Origin of the sequence: Sulfurimonas sp., assembly GCF_019429335.1 — a bacterium.
Classification (GTDB): Bacteria; Campylobacterota; Campylobacteria; order Campylobacterales; family Sulfurimonadaceae; genus Sulfurimonas.
The window spans coordinates 49,755-66,691 of the sequence record NZ_JAHYJB010000006.1 but is presented as its reverse complement, the minus strand read 5'-3'; the positions used below and the strand labels follow the sequence as shown (position 1 = coordinate 66,691).

The following is a 16,937-nucleotide window of genomic DNA, read 5'->3' as shown; positions in this document are numbered from 1 at the left end:
GCACCCACGAGAAGATAAAATGCCCAGAGCATATTTGAGACATCTTTAAGCGCAATTTTAAATATCTTATAGCCGACCTCTTTTCTATAATTTTTATCTTACATGTTAAAAATATTATAGTACAAACCGATTGGTGACATTGGTTAAAAAATATGGCGCACTATTTTCTTAAGTAAAACTTAATAATAGGATTCATGATGTACGGCATGTTACATTTATACCCAAATCTATAAATTCATATAAACCAATTGCCATCTTTTTTATCAATGCTACGTTCATGCTATTTTCCTATTTTAGGATTGCGGTGTCTAATATATAAAAAAGGTAAAATGATGAAAAAATATATCGTGCTTAGCGCAGTGGCAGTGAGTTTTCTTGCAACAGCTTCTTTGAATGCAGCAGATGATTTAAATAGTATGTTTTCTGAGGGAAAAGCAAACGGACAACTCCGTATGTTTTATATAGATAGAGAATATCAGGGTAGTGCCGGAACTAAAACGCACAGAGGTGCAACTGCAATAGGCGGACACTTAAGGTATGAAACTGCAGAGCTTGGCGGAGTTAGTTTAGGCGCCGCATTTTACACTACAAATAAACTAGATTCTCGCAATACCATGGATGCTACGCTTTTTGGAAAAGATAACGACAACTACTCAATTCTAGGTGAAGCTTACCTGCAATATAAAAGCGGAAACACAACATTTAAAGGCGGTCGTCAAAAACTTGCTACTCCAATGCTTGCAGATGATGATGCCAGAATGATTCCAAACCTTTTTGAGGCGTATCTGCTTACTAACAAAGATATCGCAAACACAACTATAACGCTTGGACATGTAACAAAATTTGCACAAGGAACTTTCGGCAGAGCTTATAGTGCAACATCAACAGCAACGAATGCAAATAAGTTATTATCTGCAACAGCAGGTTACTCATATGTTGATAGTCTCAATCAAGTGGGAAGTTTTGAAAATGTCGGAACATACGCTTTTGGTGAAAAAACAGATGGTATTACAATGGCTTCGGCTACATATACGGGGATTGAAAATCTTAAGCTTCAGCTTTGGGACTACTATGCGCATGATATTATGAATATCATCTACGGTGAAGCAAACTACTCATGGAAATGTCTCCTAACTGATGCGCTTAAGCCATACGCCGGTGTGCAAATCATCAAAGAGGACTCTGTTGGAGATGAGTTCGGCGGCAAGATAGACAGCACATATGCTGCGGCAAAAATTGGTGTGAAAGTGCAAAATTTTGACCTCTCGTTTGCATACTCTAAAATTGGCGAAAACAGTGCAGCAGAGGCAGTTGATGGCGGTGTTGCAAATGCAATTATTTCTCCATGGGGTGGAATGCCTGCATATACGCAGGGGATGGTAACGCGCCACATGTTTATGGCAGGAACAGAGGCGGCAAAAGCAGCTGCGTCATACAACTTTAAAGAGATGGGTGCCAATCTTACAACAGTTGCATATTATACAGAGTTTGACATGGACGCAAGCAGCGGATACGGCGTAGAGAGAACGGCAAGTGAAGCTGGGTTTGATGCTATTTACAATCCAGAGGTTGTTAAAAACCTGCAACTTCGTCTTCGTGGAAATTTTCCAAGAGGCTTTGCCGAGAGTGCAGCGGGTAAAACAGGCTGGAATGAGTACAGATTTATCGCAAACTATAATTTTTAAGGAGAATTAGATGCAAAAAGATATCGTAGAAGTGGTCAAAAATGACCCAAATTATAAAGAGTTAGTGGCAAAGAGAAGCTCTTTTGCCATTACTCTATCCATCATCATACTAGTAGTCTATTTTGGATTTATTATGATGATAGCTTATTTTCCAGAGGTTTTAGGAGCTCCGTTATCGGATGGTTCCGTAACAACAGTAGGAATTCCCGTCGGTATGGGAGTTATCTTTTTTGCTTTTATCATAACTGGAATTTATACCAAAAGAGCAAACGGCGAATTTGATGATTTGAACAATAAAATCAAAGATAAAGTGAAGGGAATGTAGATGATAAATAGAATATTTTTATTTTTAATACTAGGAACAATAGCGGTATTTGCGTCAAATGCGGCTACAAGTGAGGCGGCAAAAGAGCTTAATCTCTCTGCGATAGTTATGTTTCTTATCTTTGTCGGTGCTACTTTAGGTATAACATACTGGGCGGCAAAACGTACAAAGAGCGCGAAAGATTTCTACACGGCAGGTGGAGGAATTACAGGCTTTCAAAACGGTATGGCGATTGCGGGCGACTACATGTCGGCAGCATCTTTTCTTGGTATATCAGGACTTGTTTATGCAAGCGGATATGACGGTCTTATCTACTCAATCGGATTTCTAGTCGGTTGGCCAGTAATTTTGTTTATGATTGCTGAGCCGCTTAGAAACTTAGGAAAATATACATTCGCAGATGTTGCATCGTATAGACTTCGCCAAACTCCTGTGCGAATACTCGCCGCATTTGGTTCTATTATAACGGTTGTTCTTTATCTTATTGCGCAAATGGTCGGCTCTGGAAAACTTATCCAGCTTCTTTTTGGTCTTAACTATGAAATTGCTGTTTTTATCGTCGGTATTTTGATGATTCTTTATGTTACATTCGGCGGTATGCTTGCAACAACTTGGGTGCAGATCATCAAGGCGTTCTTGCTTCTCTCGGGCGCGACATTTATGTCTATCGCGGTTATGGCACATTATGATTTCAACTTCGGCAAACTTTTTGCACATGCGGTTGAGCTTAAAGATGTCTCCATTATGGCTCCGGGAAATCTTGTAAGCGACCCTGTTTCGGCTATTTCACTAGCAGTTGCACTCATCTTTGGTGTTGCGGGATTGCCTCATATTCTTATGAGATTTTTTACGGTAAGCGATGCAAAAGAGGCGAGAAAATCTGTATTTTACGCGACAGGATTTATCGGTTATTTCTACATCTTGACATTTATCATCGGTTTTGGTGCTATAGTTATGGTGCTTGGCAAACCTGAATATTTAGACCTTGCAAAACAGGCAATCAGCGGCGGACAGCCGATACTTGGCGGAAACAACATGGCGGCAATTCACCTAAGCCACGCGGTAGGCGGCGACTTCTTCTTGGGCTTTATCTCGGCAGTTGCGTTTGCTACGATTTTGGCGGTTGTTTCAGGTCTTACACTTGCGGGTGCTTCGGCGATTAGCCATGACCTCTACTCTTCTGTTATCAAAAAAGGGCAGGTTGACTCAATTACTGAGATGAAGGTCTCAAAAATGGCAACAGTTGCTCTTGGTATCATCGCTATCCTTTTAGGTATCGCATTTGAGAGCCAAAATATCGCCTTTGTTGTGGGTCTTGCGTTTGCTATCGCAGCATCCGCAAACTTCCCAATCCTTTTCCTTTCAATGTACTGGAGAGGCTTGACAACTCGCGGTGCGGTTATCGGCGGAAGCATGGGACTTGCAACTGCGGTTGTTCTGCTTATTCTTGGACCTGCGGTTTGGGTTGATGTACTTGGAAATGCAAAAGCAATTTTCCCATACAAATATCCGGCACTCTTCTCTATGACGGTGGCTTTTTTGGCGACCTACTTCTTCTCTGTTACTGATAAGTCAGACAGCGCAAAAGAGGAGAAAGAGAAGTTTGAAGCGCAGTTTATCAGAGCGCAAACGGGTATTGGCGCAGAGGGCGCATCTAGCCATTAGCATCTTAAATCTCGAAAAACCTGTTTTTCATAGCTTTTAGGTATGCTAACCAATGGCATACTCCATTATAAGGGGGTTGCAAGGGACAATTTGTCCCTGCCACTAAAACGGACACGTTCGTTTTAGTGATTAACATCAAATGAAACGAACGATTTTGCAGTGGAAGTGCCAAATCTTGCTACTCAAGATTTGGGGCACCCACCGTGAAGCCTAAGAGAGTTAGCATTAGCTTAGTAGAGAGTGTTGTAAAGGATATTTTGTGAGCATACAAGATCAAAGAAAACTTATCGAAGCCATTCACCCGTTTGGGCTTTTGAGCAAGCAGAGAATGGATGCTCTTATGCAAAAAATAGATATTGCTTACTATCCAAGCAAAACGCTTCTCATCTCTGGCTCAATCTCCTCAATCGCATTTTATATCATCATAAAAGGCTCAGTTACGGAGTACATAGATGATGAAGTTCACAATGTTTATGGTGCGGGCGACAGTTTTGACGCGGATGCGCTTATCTATGGAAACACAAAAGCTAAGTTCATAGTCGAAGAGGATTTAATCTGCTATGAGATAAAAAAAGATGATTTTCTTGACTTAATGCAGGACAAACATGTTCAAAGCTACTTTTTGCAGGACTTTATAACACGACATAAACAGTTAAAAGATTACGATGCACAGAGCGAACTCTCCCCTTTTCTTATCTCAAAAGTCTCAGATATTTTTTTACATGTAGCTTGTGTAGTAGAAGCGAACGAGAGCATACATAGCGCACTTGAGAGGCAAGAGGAGCTTGGAGCAAAGGTCATAATCGTAAAAGAGGAAAACGGCTACTCTATAGTTACGGACACTGATTTGAGAAAAAAAGTTCTTCTTGGAGATAATAACCTCGGCAAAGATATATCAACAATCGCCACAAAGGGAGTTATAGCGGTAGAGATAAACGACTTCTTGTTTAATGCGCTTTTACTGATGACGCACAACTCTATCAAGAGGGTGGTTGTAAAGGACGGTACAGAAATTGTAGGTGTTTTGGAACAGCTCGACCTGCTTAGCTACTTTGCAAGCCACTCTCATCTAGTGGCCGTTCAGATTGACAAAGCTCAGAAAATGGATGATTTAAAGGCTATTGGACATGATTTTAAAAACCTTATAATCACACTCAGAGCAAAGGGCGTCAAGGTCAGATATATCACAAAGCTTATAGCCGCTCTTAATGAGAAGGTGTATAAAAAACTCTTTGAGATGAGTGTTCCTTTAGAGCTTAGAGACAAGTGCGCACTTATCGTTATGGGAAGCGAAGGCAGAGAAGAGCAGATGATAAGAAGCGATCAGGATAATGCGCTTATCATAAAAGATGGTGTCGAGGTAGAGCTTTTTCGTGAGCCGATGATGAGGCTTAATGGTTATCTTCTTGAGCTTGGATTTCCAAAATGCGCAGGCAATGTTATGGTAAGCAATGAGTTTTGGCGCAGAAACACAAGTTCATATAAGACGCTTATAGGCAAGTGGACATACAACATGAGCGATGAGAGTGTGAGAAATCTTAGTATATTTTTAGACGCAAAGTGTATTGCAGGGGATTGTGCTCTTCTTTATGAGCTAAAAAACTATCTTCATACCGTTTTTCACGCAAGGGACGATGTTTTGGCACATGTTGCAAAAGCGGTTTTAAACTTTGAAACGCCGCTCTCTTTGTTCTCGGGCTTTGTTATAGAAAAAGAGCGTAACGATAAACTTGATTTGAAAAAAGGGGGTATCTTTGCACTTGTTCACGGCATTAGAACACTTAGTCTGCAGTATGAGATAAAAGCGACAAACACGATTGAGAGAATAAAAGAGCTAAACAACATCGGAGTAATAGACAAAACATTTGCAACTGAGCTTATAGAGAGTTTTGACACCCTAAACGCAATCAGACTAAAAGCTACGCTTGAGGCAAAAAGTGTAGATGAAGGCAACTCTATAAATCCGAGAAATTTGGAAAAAAACCAGAGAGATTTGCTAAAAGACAGTTTCAAGGTCATAAACAAGTTTAAAAAATTTATGAGTTTTCATTTTCATCTGAATATGGTGGTTTGAACATGTTTGATTTTTTCTCTAAGTTAAAGGTCAATGCTAACCGCAAAAATCTCAAAAACAGAAATTTTGAGTTTCTCTTTGAAGAGGATTTAAGCGGGGAGTATGTTGTTTTTGATACGGAGACAACGGGCTTAAACCCTAAAGAGGATGAGATACTATCTATCGGAGCCGTAAAAATAAAAGATAACAAAATTTTAACATCGCAGACATTTGAGGTTTTTTTGAAAAACTCAAAAGAGATAAATTCTAAAAGCATCAAAATCCACGGGATTCGCCCGTTTGATTTAAGAGATGCAAAAACAACAAAGGAGGGAATTGTAGAGTTTTTAAATTTTGTGGGTTCAAGACCACTTGTAGGTTATTATCTGGAGTTTGACGTGAGTATGATAAACAAATACATGAAGCCGCTTCTTGGAATAACGCTTCCAAACAGGATGATTGAAGTATCTGAAATTTACTTTGATAAAACGATTTCACTGATTCCGCAAGGAAATATTGATTTACGATTTGATACAATCTTGAAAAACTGCTCTATCCCTAATATGGGAGTGCACAATGCTGTCAATGATGCAATCATGACGGCTATGATATACTTAAAATTAACAAAAGGAAAGTAGATGATAAAAGAGATTTTTAAGCCAAACCCAGAGTTTGCAAAAGACGCAAGAATAAAAAATATGTGTGAGTATCAGGAGTTGCAAGATTTTGCGATGAGAGATTATGAGGGGTTTTGGGGAAGTTACGCAAAAGAGAAGCTTGAGTGGATAGAGCCTTTTACAAAGGTATTGGATGAGAGTGATTTTCCGTTTGTGAAGTGGTTTGAGGGCGGAAAACTGAATGTTTCTACGCAGTGTATAGACCGCCATCTGGATAGTCGTAAAAACAAAGCGGCTATTTTATTTGAGGGCGACAGAGGCGACAAGCAGACTATCACCTATCTTGATTTGTATAACAATGTAAACCGCTTTGCAAACCTGCTTAAAAATGAGTTTGGTGTAAAAAAAGGCGACAGAGTTGTAATCTATATGCCGATGATTCCAGAGGCTGCTTATGCGATGCTTGCATGTGCCCGTATTGGAGCAATCCACTCTATCGTGTTTGGCGGCTTTTCGGCAGAGGCTCTAAGAGACAGAATCCATGATGCTAATGCAAAAGTGGTTATTACGGCTGATGGAGCATACAGAAAAGACAAGCCTTACATATTAAAACCTGTAGTAGATGAGGCCGTAAAAGGCGAGACGCCGGTAGAGAGAGTTTTGGTAGTTGAGAGAAACAACGAGAAGATAGAGTGGCATGAGGGAAGAGATTTTTCTTATAACGCGCTAATAAAAAATCAGTCAAATCAGTGTGATGCGGAGCCTATGGATGCAGAAGACCCTCTTTTCCTGCTCTACACTTCAGGAAGTACAGGCAAGCCAAAAGGCGTTCAGCACAATCAGGCTGGATATATTCTTTGGGCTCAGATGACGATGGAGTGGGTGTTTGACGTAAAAGAGAATGACACTTACTGGTGTACGGCAGACATCGGCTGGATTACGGGGCATACTTACATAGTTTACGGACCGCTGGCAATGGGTGCGACAACAGTTATGTTTGAGGGCGTTCCCACTTATCCTGATGCGGGACGTGCATGGAAAATGGTTCAAGATTACAAGATAAACCAGTTCTACACGGCTCCGACTGCTATACGTGTGCTTCATAAAATGGGAGAACATGAGCCTCTAAAATATGACCTCTCAAGCCTGAAAGTTTTAGGAACGGTTGGGGAGCCAATTGATCCTGCTGCATGGAAATGGTACTATGAAGAGGTAGGCGGGGGCAGATGTCCTATCGTGGATACTTACTGGCAGACGGAGACGGGAGGTCATGTTATCTCTCCTCTTCCTGGAGCTACACCTATCAAACCGGGATGCGCGACTCTGCCTCTTCCGGGAATTATTGCGGAGATAGTAGATAAAGACGGCAATAAAAAAGAGCTTCATGAGACGGGCTTTATGTGTATTACACGTCCTTGGCCTTCTATGATAAGAGGAATTTGGGGAGATAAAGAGAGATTTGTAAAATCTTACTTCGGAGATGTTAAACAAAACGGCAGAGGAGTTTACTTTACGGGTGACGGTGCCAATTATGATGAGGACGGATACATAACGATTACGGGACGTACTGATGACGTTATTAACGTCTCAGGACACAGAATGGGTACGGCTGAGGTTGAAGCCGCACTTGCTAAAGAGGATGAAGTAGCAGAAGTAGCGGTTGTAGGAAAACCCCATCCGCTAAAAGGTGAGGGGATTTTCGCGTATGTTGTCATGAAACATTCACTTAAAGATAGCCGTTTTGATAGCTATGAAGCGATAGAAAAAGAGCTAAACGAGATGATAAAAAAAGAGATTGGAAATATTGCTCTTTGTGATGATATTGTTTTTGTCCCGGGACTTCCTAAAACACGCTCAGGCAAGATTATGAGAAGAATCCTTCGCTCAATCGCAAAAGGCGAGGAGATTACGCAGGATATCTCAACCCTTGAAGACCCAAGCATTGTTGCGACTATTAAGAATTTGGTAAAATAGTTTTAAAATTGACATGTATAATTTAAAAGTCAGGTTATGCATGTCAAAAATGTTATAATTGCATCAATTAAAAATAAAGAGCAGTTATGGAACTTTGTGTAGCCCTCGATTTACCCACAAAAGAAGAAAATTTAGAACTTATTCATAAGATAAAAGAGTACGACGTCTGGCTTAAGGTCGGACTTCGCAGTTATATCCGCGACGGTGAAGAGTTTTTAAAAGATATTAAAAAGATAAATCCAGATTTCAAGATATTTTTAGACCTTAAGCTTTATGACATTCCAAACACTATGGCTGATGCCGCAGAGTCTATTATGGGGCTTGGCGTTGATATGTTCAATGTTCACGCAAGTGCAGGAAAACGAGCTATGCAAGAGGTTATGGATAGGCTGAAAAAGTATGAAAACCGTCCTATAGTTTTGGCTGTTACCGCGCTTACCTCTTTTAATGAAGATGAGTTTGCCACGGTGTATGAGGGCTCAATAGCTCAAAAAGCAGACCAGTTTGCAAAGGATGCGTATGAGAGCGGACTTGACGGGGTTGTCTGCTCTGCTTATGAGAGCGAATCAATCAAGAAGATTGCGAACGAAAATTTTATGACACTAACTCCGGGAATCCGCCCGTTTGGAGAAGATGCGGGAGACCAGCAGAGAGTTGCCGATGTCGCCTACGCAAAGAGTGCACATGTAGATTTTATAGTAGTAGGTCGCCCTATTTATAAGGCGCAAAACCCAGCTTTAGTTGTTAAAAAGATTTTAGAGGAGATTTGACTCTCCCTCTTTGTTTATAAATATTTTATAATTGCATAATCTTCACAATTCTCATAGCCGGACGCTAAAAACTCTTTTGAGTTTCACGGTTGCTGATTTGGGTAGAAATTAACTCCGAGCAGTTGTTCATCTTGTGAAAGTTTTTTAGTCTCCTCAAGTCTCCGAGAGTAATCAGCAAATTAGAGTTTTAAGCTACATATTATTTATATATGACTATAATTGCAATCTTCAAAGGATAGATGGGTGAGCGGCTGAAACCACATCCCTGCTAAGGATGCGTACGGGTAACTGTACCGAGGGTTCAAATCCCTCTCTGTCCACCACGAAATTTTACTTTTCCTGCGCCAATAATACAATCATACAATAGAACCTCAAATATTATTTAATTGATTTAGCTATATTTTTGGTTACAATTTAAAAATTGAATAAAATAAAAAATATTAGGGAGCCGTAATGTTTGTCAAAGAGATGAAAATGTTAATAAAATACGGTGTTGAATTGGACATATCAGGGCTTGAGTGTAAAATAGGCTACAAGGGTGATGCAATTTTACGATTTAGTTCGAGTGACGACGATACTGTACATAAGATAGAAGAGTTTTGCAAAAAAGCTGACATTGAGCATAAAACTAGTTATAACATGGGAAGAGCGACAACAGATGTGTTCTGCGTTTTTAGCTCCGATATCTACAGCTTCAAATAGATAAAATCTTTCAATAATCTCTTTTTTCTACATACGCAAAAATCAATAAATTTTTAACAAATCTTCAGTAGCTGTACTTAGGTACAATATATTTTTTTTTAAACTTGTCGTATTATTGCCAAAATAGACTATATTTTGGAGTTACAGATGGCAGCAGTTGTTGGAAAAATCGCAAGCGTGGATGGTGTTTTTCATATAAAAGGGGTTGATGGTTCACTTCGTAAAGTTTCTGATGGTGAGACGATTTACGTGGGTGAGGTGGTTATTGGTGATAGAGGTAATAACTCTGCAAACAATCTGGTAGTCTCTGTTATGGATGGTTCAGACATTATAGTTATTGGGCAGGATAAACAGCTTTTTGACTCTTCTATTTTAGAGGAAGAGTTTACAAAAGAGGAGAGCGTTACACAAAAAGATACTATCATAACTCTGCTAGAAGAGAGCGGTGATATTGAAAATATAGAAGATTTAGAGACCGCTGCAGGAGAGGGCGCATCTGCTGAGTCCACAGAGGGTGCAGATGCTGTTTTTTCACAAATAAGCGATGATGCAGCAGATGTTAACGCCGAGCTTCGCGATAGAAGTTTTGTTGATGAGCCGTTTAATAATAGCATTGATGGCGAACTAATTGTTGAAACAGAACCTGAAGTACCTGCAACTGAAACAGAACCTGAAGTACCTGCAACTGAAACAGACAAAGAAGATAAATCTGACAAAGAAGATAAATCTGATAAATCTGACAAAGAAGATAAAAAAGACAAATCTGACAAAGAAGACAAATCTGACAAAGAAGATAAATCTGACAAAGAAGATAAATCTGACAAAGAAGACAAATCTGACAAATCTGACAAAGAAGATAAATCTGACAAAGAAGACAAATCTGACAAATCTGACAAAGAAGACAAATCTGACAAATCTGACAAAGAAGATAAAGAAGATAAAGAAGATAAATCTGATGCAAACGACAAGGGCGGTAATAAGCACGATAGAGACGATAAAGAGAGTGACGCTCAAGAAAAAGCAGAAGATAAAAAAGATCAAGAAGATAATGGAGATGAACATCAGTACCAAAATGGCGAAAATAATAATGAAAATGCGCTTTTAATCTCTGAAGAGATAGAGATAGATTTTGGCAAATTAACAAAAGAGAGTTCAGATGTTAACTCTATAAATCTTGGTGAAGGAAGTCAAACTTTAACAAATATTACCATTGAAGATGTTTTAGATATAACAGGCAATGAGAATATATTGAGAATTGACGGTGACAATGGTGACACTATAGAGTTGAGTGCTAAAGGAAATAGCGGCGAGTGGAGTTTAGGCGAGAGTGTAGTTATCGATTCTGAGACAAACCAGTCATACAATGTATACAATGGACACGACAGTGACGGCTCTGATGTTGCTTTAGAAGTAAACACAAACATTCAGGTTGACGAGAGTTAATAAGAATGTCGGCTATTTACATGTAGATATATTTTCTACATGTAAATCTATCTAAGAAGCAGTATTAAAGATACTCTGTCATTCACATGCAGTTTGTTAAAAATCGAACTTACATGCGCTTTTACTGTTCTTGTAGTAATATTTAGCGAGGATGCTATAGCATCGTTTGTCAGTCCCTCAAGCATAAGATAAACCACATCCTGCTCTTTATCTGACAATCTGTCCTCAATAAGCTTTTTTGACTCATCATCAATAGATGGTTTTTTGCTTTTTTTAACAAGCTGAGCGGTTAATTCCGGATATGTCCAGATATCTCCATCAGTAACCGTATTTAGCATCTGTGTGAAGTGATTATTAAGCATTCTCGAGTTTCCATAAGCCTTTGCCCCAAGCAAAATTAATCTCCTACCGGTTACTACCGATGGCTCTTTTTCAAGAACTACCAGCCTCTTTGGAATAAAGCCCGAAGATATCATGCCGTTTATATCAGAGGCAATACTGTCATAATCTGCTATTACTATTGACTGCGGGCTTTTTTTTAGTTCACTCTTTAGCCCCTCGGCGTCATAACAGATTGTGTTTTCTTTGATAGCATCTCTCGTTTTGAATTCATCTATAATATTTATGCTTGAGCTAAAAAAAATAATTTTCATCTATTTTTCCGAAAATACGTACTGTTTGGATTTGAGGATAGGCTTTAATATATATCCCATAACACTCTTTTTACCAGTAATTATATCTACGTTGGCGGTCATGCCGGGTATTATTTTTAGAGGGCTTGTTTTTGGCCCTAAGTAATTTTTATCAGTTACTACATGTATAATATAAAATGTGTTGTCTTTGCTGTCCGTTATCGTATCAGGCGATATATTTACAACTTTGCCTATAAGTCCGCCATGGATTGTAAAATCATATGCAGAAACCTTTACTTTTGCCTCTGCTCCCGGGTGAATAAAAGCGATATCGCTCGGTTTTATTTTAACTTCTAGATAGAGCTTTTGATTTGTCGGAACAATCTCTATCAAGTCGGCCCCTGGTTTAATTACACCGCCTATAGTATTTACAAATAGTTTTTGAACAATTCCCTCAACCGGAGACTTTACCATAGTCCTATCAACCTGATCGCTGTATGCAATTTGTTGGGTTTTTAGTCTGGAGATTTCTGCAATTACTTCGTTTAACTCTTTTTTAGCAGTATTTATAAAAAGCTGTTTGGATTCCTCCCTTTTATTTCTAAACTCTTCTATTACAGAGGTTAGTCTAGGCAGAGATAGTTTTGCCGCTTCTATATCGTTTTCAATAGCACTTGCTTCTCTTTTTAGCTTTAGAAAATCAACCCTTGATTTTACACCCTCTTTAACCATTGGCTCAGTCATCTCTATCTCTTGAGTTACAAATTCTAAAGATTTTTGCAAAGAAGAAACTCTTGCTCTTGCCTCTTTGTATGCCTGTTTTTTTTGCTCAATTTGATTAATAAAAGAGCTATCTTTTGCGTAAAACTCCGTCCTGTTAGAGTTGTATAGATTTTGTGCCAGTTTTATCTGGCTTCTAAACTCTTCGTCATCAACTTCGGGCACTGTAAAAGGAGCTAGATTCGCCTCTGCGTAAAGTCTAAGCCTTTTTGCTTCAAGCTCATAATATGTCATCTCATTTGTTCGAGAGGTAGAGACGGATTTTGCATTATTTATTTTTAAAATAACCTCTCCCTCTTTAACAATCTGTCCCTCTTCAACTAGGATAGATTCTACAATCCCGCCTTCTAGATTTTGAATGATTTTATTTTGACCGTATGGGATGATATCGCCATCACCTCTTGTTATCTCATCAACTTCCGCTAAAGAAGCCCAGATTAAAAATGCCGCTATCGTAAAGAGCCATATTTTTATGACTCTGCTCATCTTGAATGGTGTTTGTTCTAAAACTGCAGCACTGAGGCTGTTCATAAAGTTGTAGTCGTTTTTTGTATACTCAAAGGGTTTGTTATTTTTTTTCAATACCATCTCCTTCACTATCTTGCTTGTTTTGAAGTTTTTTAAGCGCTTCTTCTTTAGGAGCATCTATGAAAATCCTCCCCTCGTTCATAACTATTACCCTCTCTACTATTTTTAAAAGGTTTATCTTTTGTGTAACTATAAGAGAGCTTTTCCCTTTTAGAGCTGTTTGCATATTGCCCAAAAGTTTTGCTTCTGTCATCTGGTCCATTGCATTACTAGGCTCATCAAGGAGCATAATCTTTGATTCAAGCAAAAAGGCGCGGGCAATGCCTATGCTTTGTCGCTGACCCCCAGATAAACCTTGCCCCCGCTCTCCTATTGGCATCTCATACCCTTTTGGGTGTTTTTTTATAAAGTCTGAAGTTGTGCTGATTTGTGCGGCTCGAATCATGGAAGAGTCACTTGCATGCGATGCACAGAATGTTATGTTCTCTTTTACCGTTCCTCGAAATAGCATTATATCCTGAGAAACATAGCCTATATTTTTTCTCAAATCAGAAGGGTCTATTTGCTTAATATCTATGCCATCAATTAGTATTTGCCCAGAATTAGGCTCATAAAGACCTAAAATAAGTTTTTGTATCGTACTTTTTCCGGAACCTATTCGACCGATAATTGCTACATGTTCCCCCGGTTTTATTGTAAAAGAGACATTTTTAAGTGCAGGAATATCGCTGTTAGGGTAAGAAAATGTAACATCGACAAACTCTATATTTCCGCTAAAATCAGGTTTTTGCAGGAACTTTTTGCCAACAGGACGCTCGCTTGGCTGAGAGATTATCTCATTTAATGTTTCGTATGAGGTTTTTGTATCCTCGTAGTTTGTTAAAAGTGCTGCAACTTGACCCATCGGAGCAAGTGTTCTTGATGTCAAAATTACAATAGCTATTAGCCCGCCCATAGAGAGCTCAAACTCCTGAATCAGGTAGACACCTGCGACAATTATCATAACCGTATTTAGCTGGATAAGAAACTGTGTTACTGTCGGAATGGAAGCGGATAAAAGTCTTGATTTTAAACTTCTTGAAGCTATCTCTCCAGTCGACTCTTCCCAGTTCCATTGAGCCTGATTTACCGCACCTAACGTCTTTAATGTTTCGATATTATTAAGAGATTCAATAAGTATTGAGCTTTTTTTAGCACTTGCCTCGTGAGTGCTCTCTATGCTCTCTTGCAGCGGTTTTTTTATCAAAAATGCGTAAGTTACTATAAAAAGCATTGTAATTATCGGAATTAAAACAATAACTCCGCCGATATACGATATCACAAGCAGAAAGATTATAGTAAAAGGAAGGTCAATCACGGCCGCCATAGTGGCATTTGTTAAAAAACTTCTGATACTGTCAAAATCTCTTATATTGCTTGCGAATGAGCCAACAGAAGCGGGATGATGAGCCATTTTAAGGTCTAGTACCTTTTCAAAAATGATTGACGACATAATTACATCGCTTTTTTTTGCAGCACTCTCAAGCAGGTAAGTTCTTGTAAATTTTAAAAATGTGTCTATAAGATAAACAATTGTTACACCTATTGCAAATACCCAAAGTGTTTCAATCGCGTTATTCGGAACGACTCTGTCATAAACGTTCATAGTAAAGAGAGGAGAGGCAAGAACAAAAAGATTTATAAGCAAAGAGGCGTATAAAACATCTTTATACATAGGTAATGATAATTTTATGGTGCTCCAAAACCAGTGTTTTTGGTTAAGATGAAGCGTTCTTGAGTTTTTGTCGTTGTACTCAAAAGCTTTTTTATCATAAAGCCAAAACCGATATACTCATCTCTTAAAACATCAACTTCAACCCACTGTTCAATCGCTTCTTCTGCAGGCATAATGATTTTTGCCATTGTGCCCTCTTTGTTGAAGCTGTCTAAGATACAAGCTCCCTGATTTGAGAGCAAAAGAATCATAGGCAGCTGTAGAGGCGAAATTTGAGAGAGAGGTCTTTTGATAAGCGAAGATTTAAGTCCGGCCTTCTCCGCAGCACGGGAGAAGAGACCTTTTGCGTTGTTTATAGAGAAGAGTTCAGGTGCATCAGACCCTGGTTCAATAGGCAATCCAGCAGTTAGAGCCTCTGCAGAGAAAGGTTTGTGATATAGTTTTGTAAACAGCACCAAGCACTCAAGCAAGGCATCCATTTTTAAATTTTCTGTGCTTGTTAAAAGCATTTAACACCTTTAGAGTACTATTTTATCTATTCATCATAAGAAGTTGGTAGTTTATCATTATTTTGCGGAGCTTTTCCATTCAAACCGACATTTGAGTATAAAATATCAGTCTCACCCAGAACTGTTGAAACAAGTGTCCCCATTGCATCTAAAATTCTGTATTTTGCAAAAAGCATGCTGTATTCTGTATTTATAATCTGCGCTTTTGCCGCTATAAAATCATTTTGAGCAGAGAGAAGGTCAAGAAGCGAGCGGCGACCTAAATCATACTCTTTAGAGTAGAGCGTTAGAGTTTGAAGAGAGAATCTTTTGTATTCGTTTAGGTGCTCAAGCTGATTTGCAAGCTTTTCATGTGCGGACCAAGCTAGATTTAATCCCTCCATAACCTCGCGTCTTAATTGGTTTTTTGTCTCAATCTCTTGATGAATTGCGCTTACGCTTTTTTGGAGTTCAGCTTTGTCTGCGAATCCGTTAAAGAAGTTGTATCTAAGATATGCCATAGCTCTTAGATTGTCATACTTGCCCTCGATGCCGCTTAGGTTTTTGTTCATACTTTGAGATATTTCGATATCAAGTGAGGGGTAAAAAGGCGCTTCTTTCTCTTTATGTGTCTCTTGTGCCAGCTTAACGTTATATTTTCCAACCAAAAGAGATGGATTGTTTTGTATCGCAAACTGCGTCGCTTCATCAATATTTGCAGGAAGAGCAACGTTGAGTTCAGGTCTTAGCATCTTCTCTGGTTCAATAAAGCGCCCAAGAACTTTTTGCATGTTATAAGTTGAGTTTAGAAGCGTGTTTTCTTGAACTACATAGTTGGCTTTTGCAAGAGAGAGAGCCGATTCAATTTTATTTACTTCAGAGAGAGTAGTAAGCCCTGCATCATATAGCTTTTGTACTTTTTTAAATATTTCAGAGTTTATCTCTACATTCTCATTTTCTATATTAAGTAGCTCTCTGTTTTTCATAACTTGCAGGTAAAAGTTTAATGTCTCAAAAGAGGTGTCGTTTACTTTTTCAATATAGCTGTATGCTGCGGCAATTGTTCTGTTCTCTTGCTGTCCTACTCTGTGGGTTGTTTTAAAACCATTAAATAGATTATGAGTGTAGGTAAGAGAATTTTGGTATACGCTATAGTCAAACTTTTGATTTAGGGCTCTTTCGCCATCTTCTTTGCCGACACCGATTGATAAGTCAAGTTTTGGATAATAACCTGCCTGCGCGGTTGTAATGTCCTCTTTTGTAACATTGTAGTTTTTGAGTCTCTCCAAAACAACAGGATTTGTCGATAAAACTTCGCTTATTGTTGTCTTGATATCTTGAGAGAAAAGGGCAGTGGTAACTGAGAGTGCTAACGCAATTTTGAATTTCATAAAGTAAACTCCCAAGTATTAGATTTTGTTATTTTGTGATTATAGTGGGAGATTTATCTGTTGTCAATATAATGTCACATTGTTTTATTATTTTATATTGAAACTGTAACATTTTGTTAGATATTCTTTGTGATATAATCTTAGGCTTTAAAAAAATAAGAAAAAAGTAA

At 38.7% G+C, this 16,937-nt stretch carries 12 protein-coding genes, 1 tRNA gene and 1 pseudogene; 10 read left to right on the top strand and 4 right to left on the bottom strand.

The window, feature by feature from the left end:
- Nucleotides 1–332: 332 nt before the first annotated feature.
- From K0A91_RS04030 to K0A91_RS03985, 10 genes are all read left to right on the top strand, one after another.
- Entirely contained in the window at nt 333–1,685 is a 1,353-nt protein-coding gene (locus K0A91_RS04030) for an OprD family outer membrane porin (protein ID WP_295008401.1), read from the top strand.
- Nucleotides 1,686–1,695: 10 nt separating this feature from the next.
- Nucleotides 1,696–2,010 (top strand): DUF485 domain-containing protein, encoded by a 315-nt coding sequence (locus tag K0A91_RS04025; RefSeq protein WP_295008399.1) that lies wholly within the window; start codon nt 1,696–1,698, stop codon nt 2,008–2,010.
- Entirely contained in the window at nt 2,011–3,675 is a 1,665-nt protein-coding gene (locus tag K0A91_RS04020; protein ID WP_295008397.1) for a cation acetate symporter, read from the top strand.
- A 259-nt stretch (nt 3,676–3,934) separates the two neighbouring features.
- Nucleotides 3,935–5,749: a putative nucleotidyltransferase substrate binding domain-containing protein gene (locus K0A91_RS04015; RefSeq protein WP_295008395.1), complete on the top strand. Its 1,815-nt coding sequence runs from the start codon at nt 3,935–3,937 to the stop codon at nt 5,747–5,749.
- A gap of 2 nt (nt 5,750–5,751) precedes the next feature.
- Complete coding sequence (locus tag K0A91_RS04010) at nt 5,752–6,366, top strand: 3'-5' exonuclease (RefSeq protein ID WP_295008393.1); 615 nt, start codon at nt 5,752–5,754, stop codon at nt 6,364–6,366.
- Complete coding sequence (acs, locus tag K0A91_RS04005; RefSeq protein WP_295008392.1) at nt 6,367–8,319, top strand: acetate--CoA ligase; 1,953 nt, start codon at nt 6,367–6,369, stop codon at nt 8,317–8,319.
- An 86-nt stretch (nt 8,320–8,405) separates the two neighbouring features.
- Nucleotides 8,406–9,089 (top strand): orotidine-5'-phosphate decarboxylase, encoded by a 684-nt coding sequence (gene pyrF, locus K0A91_RS04000; RefSeq protein WP_295008390.1) that lies wholly within the window; start codon nt 8,406–8,408, stop codon nt 9,087–9,089.
- Nucleotides 9,090–9,322: 233 nt separating this feature from the next.
- Nucleotides 9,323–9,412, top strand: a tRNA-Ser gene (locus K0A91_RS03995).
- A 130-nt stretch (nt 9,413–9,542) separates the two neighbouring features.
- On the top strand, nt 9,543–9,791 hold the full coding sequence (locus tag K0A91_RS03990) for a hypothetical protein (protein WP_295008388.1): 249 nt from the start codon (nt 9,543–9,545) through the stop codon (nt 9,789–9,791).
- Between the two features lie 147 nt (nt 9,792–9,938).
- Nucleotides 9,939–11,234, top strand: a complete 1,296-nt coding sequence (locus tag K0A91_RS03985; RefSeq protein WP_295008386.1) for a hypothetical protein — start codon at nt 9,939–9,941, stop codon at nt 11,232–11,234.
- A gap of 47 nt (nt 11,235–11,281) precedes the next feature.
- Here K0A91_RS03985 and K0A91_RS03980 read toward each other — a convergent pair whose 3' ends face one another.
- The 4 genes and pseudogenes from K0A91_RS03980 to K0A91_RS03965 all read right to left on the bottom strand — a co-directional run bounded on the left by K0A91_RS03980 (nt 11,282) and on the right by K0A91_RS03965 (nt 16,767).
- Complete coding sequence (locus K0A91_RS03980; RefSeq protein ID WP_295008384.1) at nt 11,282–11,887, bottom strand: LuxR C-terminal-related transcriptional regulator; 606 nt, start codon at nt 11,885–11,887, stop codon at nt 11,282–11,284.
- Nucleotides 11,888–13,234: an HlyD family type I secretion periplasmic adaptor subunit gene (locus tag K0A91_RS03975; RefSeq protein WP_295008382.1), complete on the bottom strand. Its 1,347-nt coding sequence runs from the start codon at nt 13,232–13,234 to the stop codon at nt 11,888–11,890.
- Nucleotides 13,215–15,397, bottom strand: a pseudogene (locus tag K0A91_RS03970) (type I secretion system permease/ATPase). The gene K0A91_RS03975 and the pseudogene K0A91_RS03970 overlap by 20 nt, the downstream one beginning before the upstream one ends.
- Before the next feature lie 26 nt (nt 15,398–15,423).
- Nucleotides 15,424–16,767: a TolC family outer membrane protein gene (locus K0A91_RS03965; RefSeq protein WP_295008380.1), complete on the bottom strand. Its 1,344-nt coding sequence runs from the start codon at nt 16,765–16,767 to the stop codon at nt 15,424–15,426.
- Between the last annotated feature and the right edge of the window lie 170 nt (nt 16,768–16,937).

What these genes read in the sequence shown, in the direction of transcription:
- K0A91_RS04030 (WP_295008401.1), top strand. Translation starts at nt 333, where the DNA reads ATGAAAAAATATATCGTGCTTAGCGCAGTGGCAGTGAGTTTTCTTGCA.
- K0A91_RS04025 (WP_295008399.1), top strand. Translation starts at nt 1,696, where the DNA reads ATGCAAAAAGATATCGTAGAAGTGGTCAAAAATGACCCAAATTATAAA.
- K0A91_RS04020 (WP_295008397.1), top strand. Translation starts at nt 2,011, where the DNA reads ATGATAAATAGAATATTTTTATTTTTAATACTAGGAACAATAGCGGTA.
- K0A91_RS04010 (WP_295008393.1), top strand. Translation starts at nt 5,752, where the DNA reads ATGTTTGATTTTTTCTCTAAGTTAAAGGTCAATGCTAACCGCAAAAAT.
- acs (WP_295008392.1), top strand. Translation starts at nt 6,367, where the DNA reads ATGATAAAAGAGATTTTTAAGCCAAACCCAGAGTTTGCAAAAGACGCA.
- pyrF (WP_295008390.1), top strand. Translation starts at nt 8,406, where the DNA reads ATGGAACTTTGTGTAGCCCTCGATTTACCCACAAAAGAAGAAAATTTA.
- K0A91_RS03990 (WP_295008388.1), top strand. Translation starts at nt 9,543, where the DNA reads ATGTTTGTCAAAGAGATGAAAATGTTAATAAAATACGGTGTTGAATTG.
- K0A91_RS03985 (WP_295008386.1), top strand. Translation starts at nt 9,939, where the DNA reads ATGGCAGCAGTTGTTGGAAAAATCGCAAGCGTGGATGGTGTTTTTCAT.
- K0A91_RS03980 (WP_295008384.1), bottom strand. Translation starts at nt 11,887, where the DNA reads ATGAAAATTATTTTTTTTAGCTCAAGCATAAATATTATAGATGAATTC.
- K0A91_RS03975 (WP_295008382.1), bottom strand. Translation starts at nt 13,234, where the DNA reads ATGGTATTGAAAAAAAATAACAAACCCTTTGAGTATACAAAAAACGAC.
- K0A91_RS03965 (WP_295008380.1), bottom strand. Translation starts at nt 16,767, where the DNA reads ATGAAATTCAAAATTGCGTTAGCACTCTCAGTTACCACTGCCCTTTTC.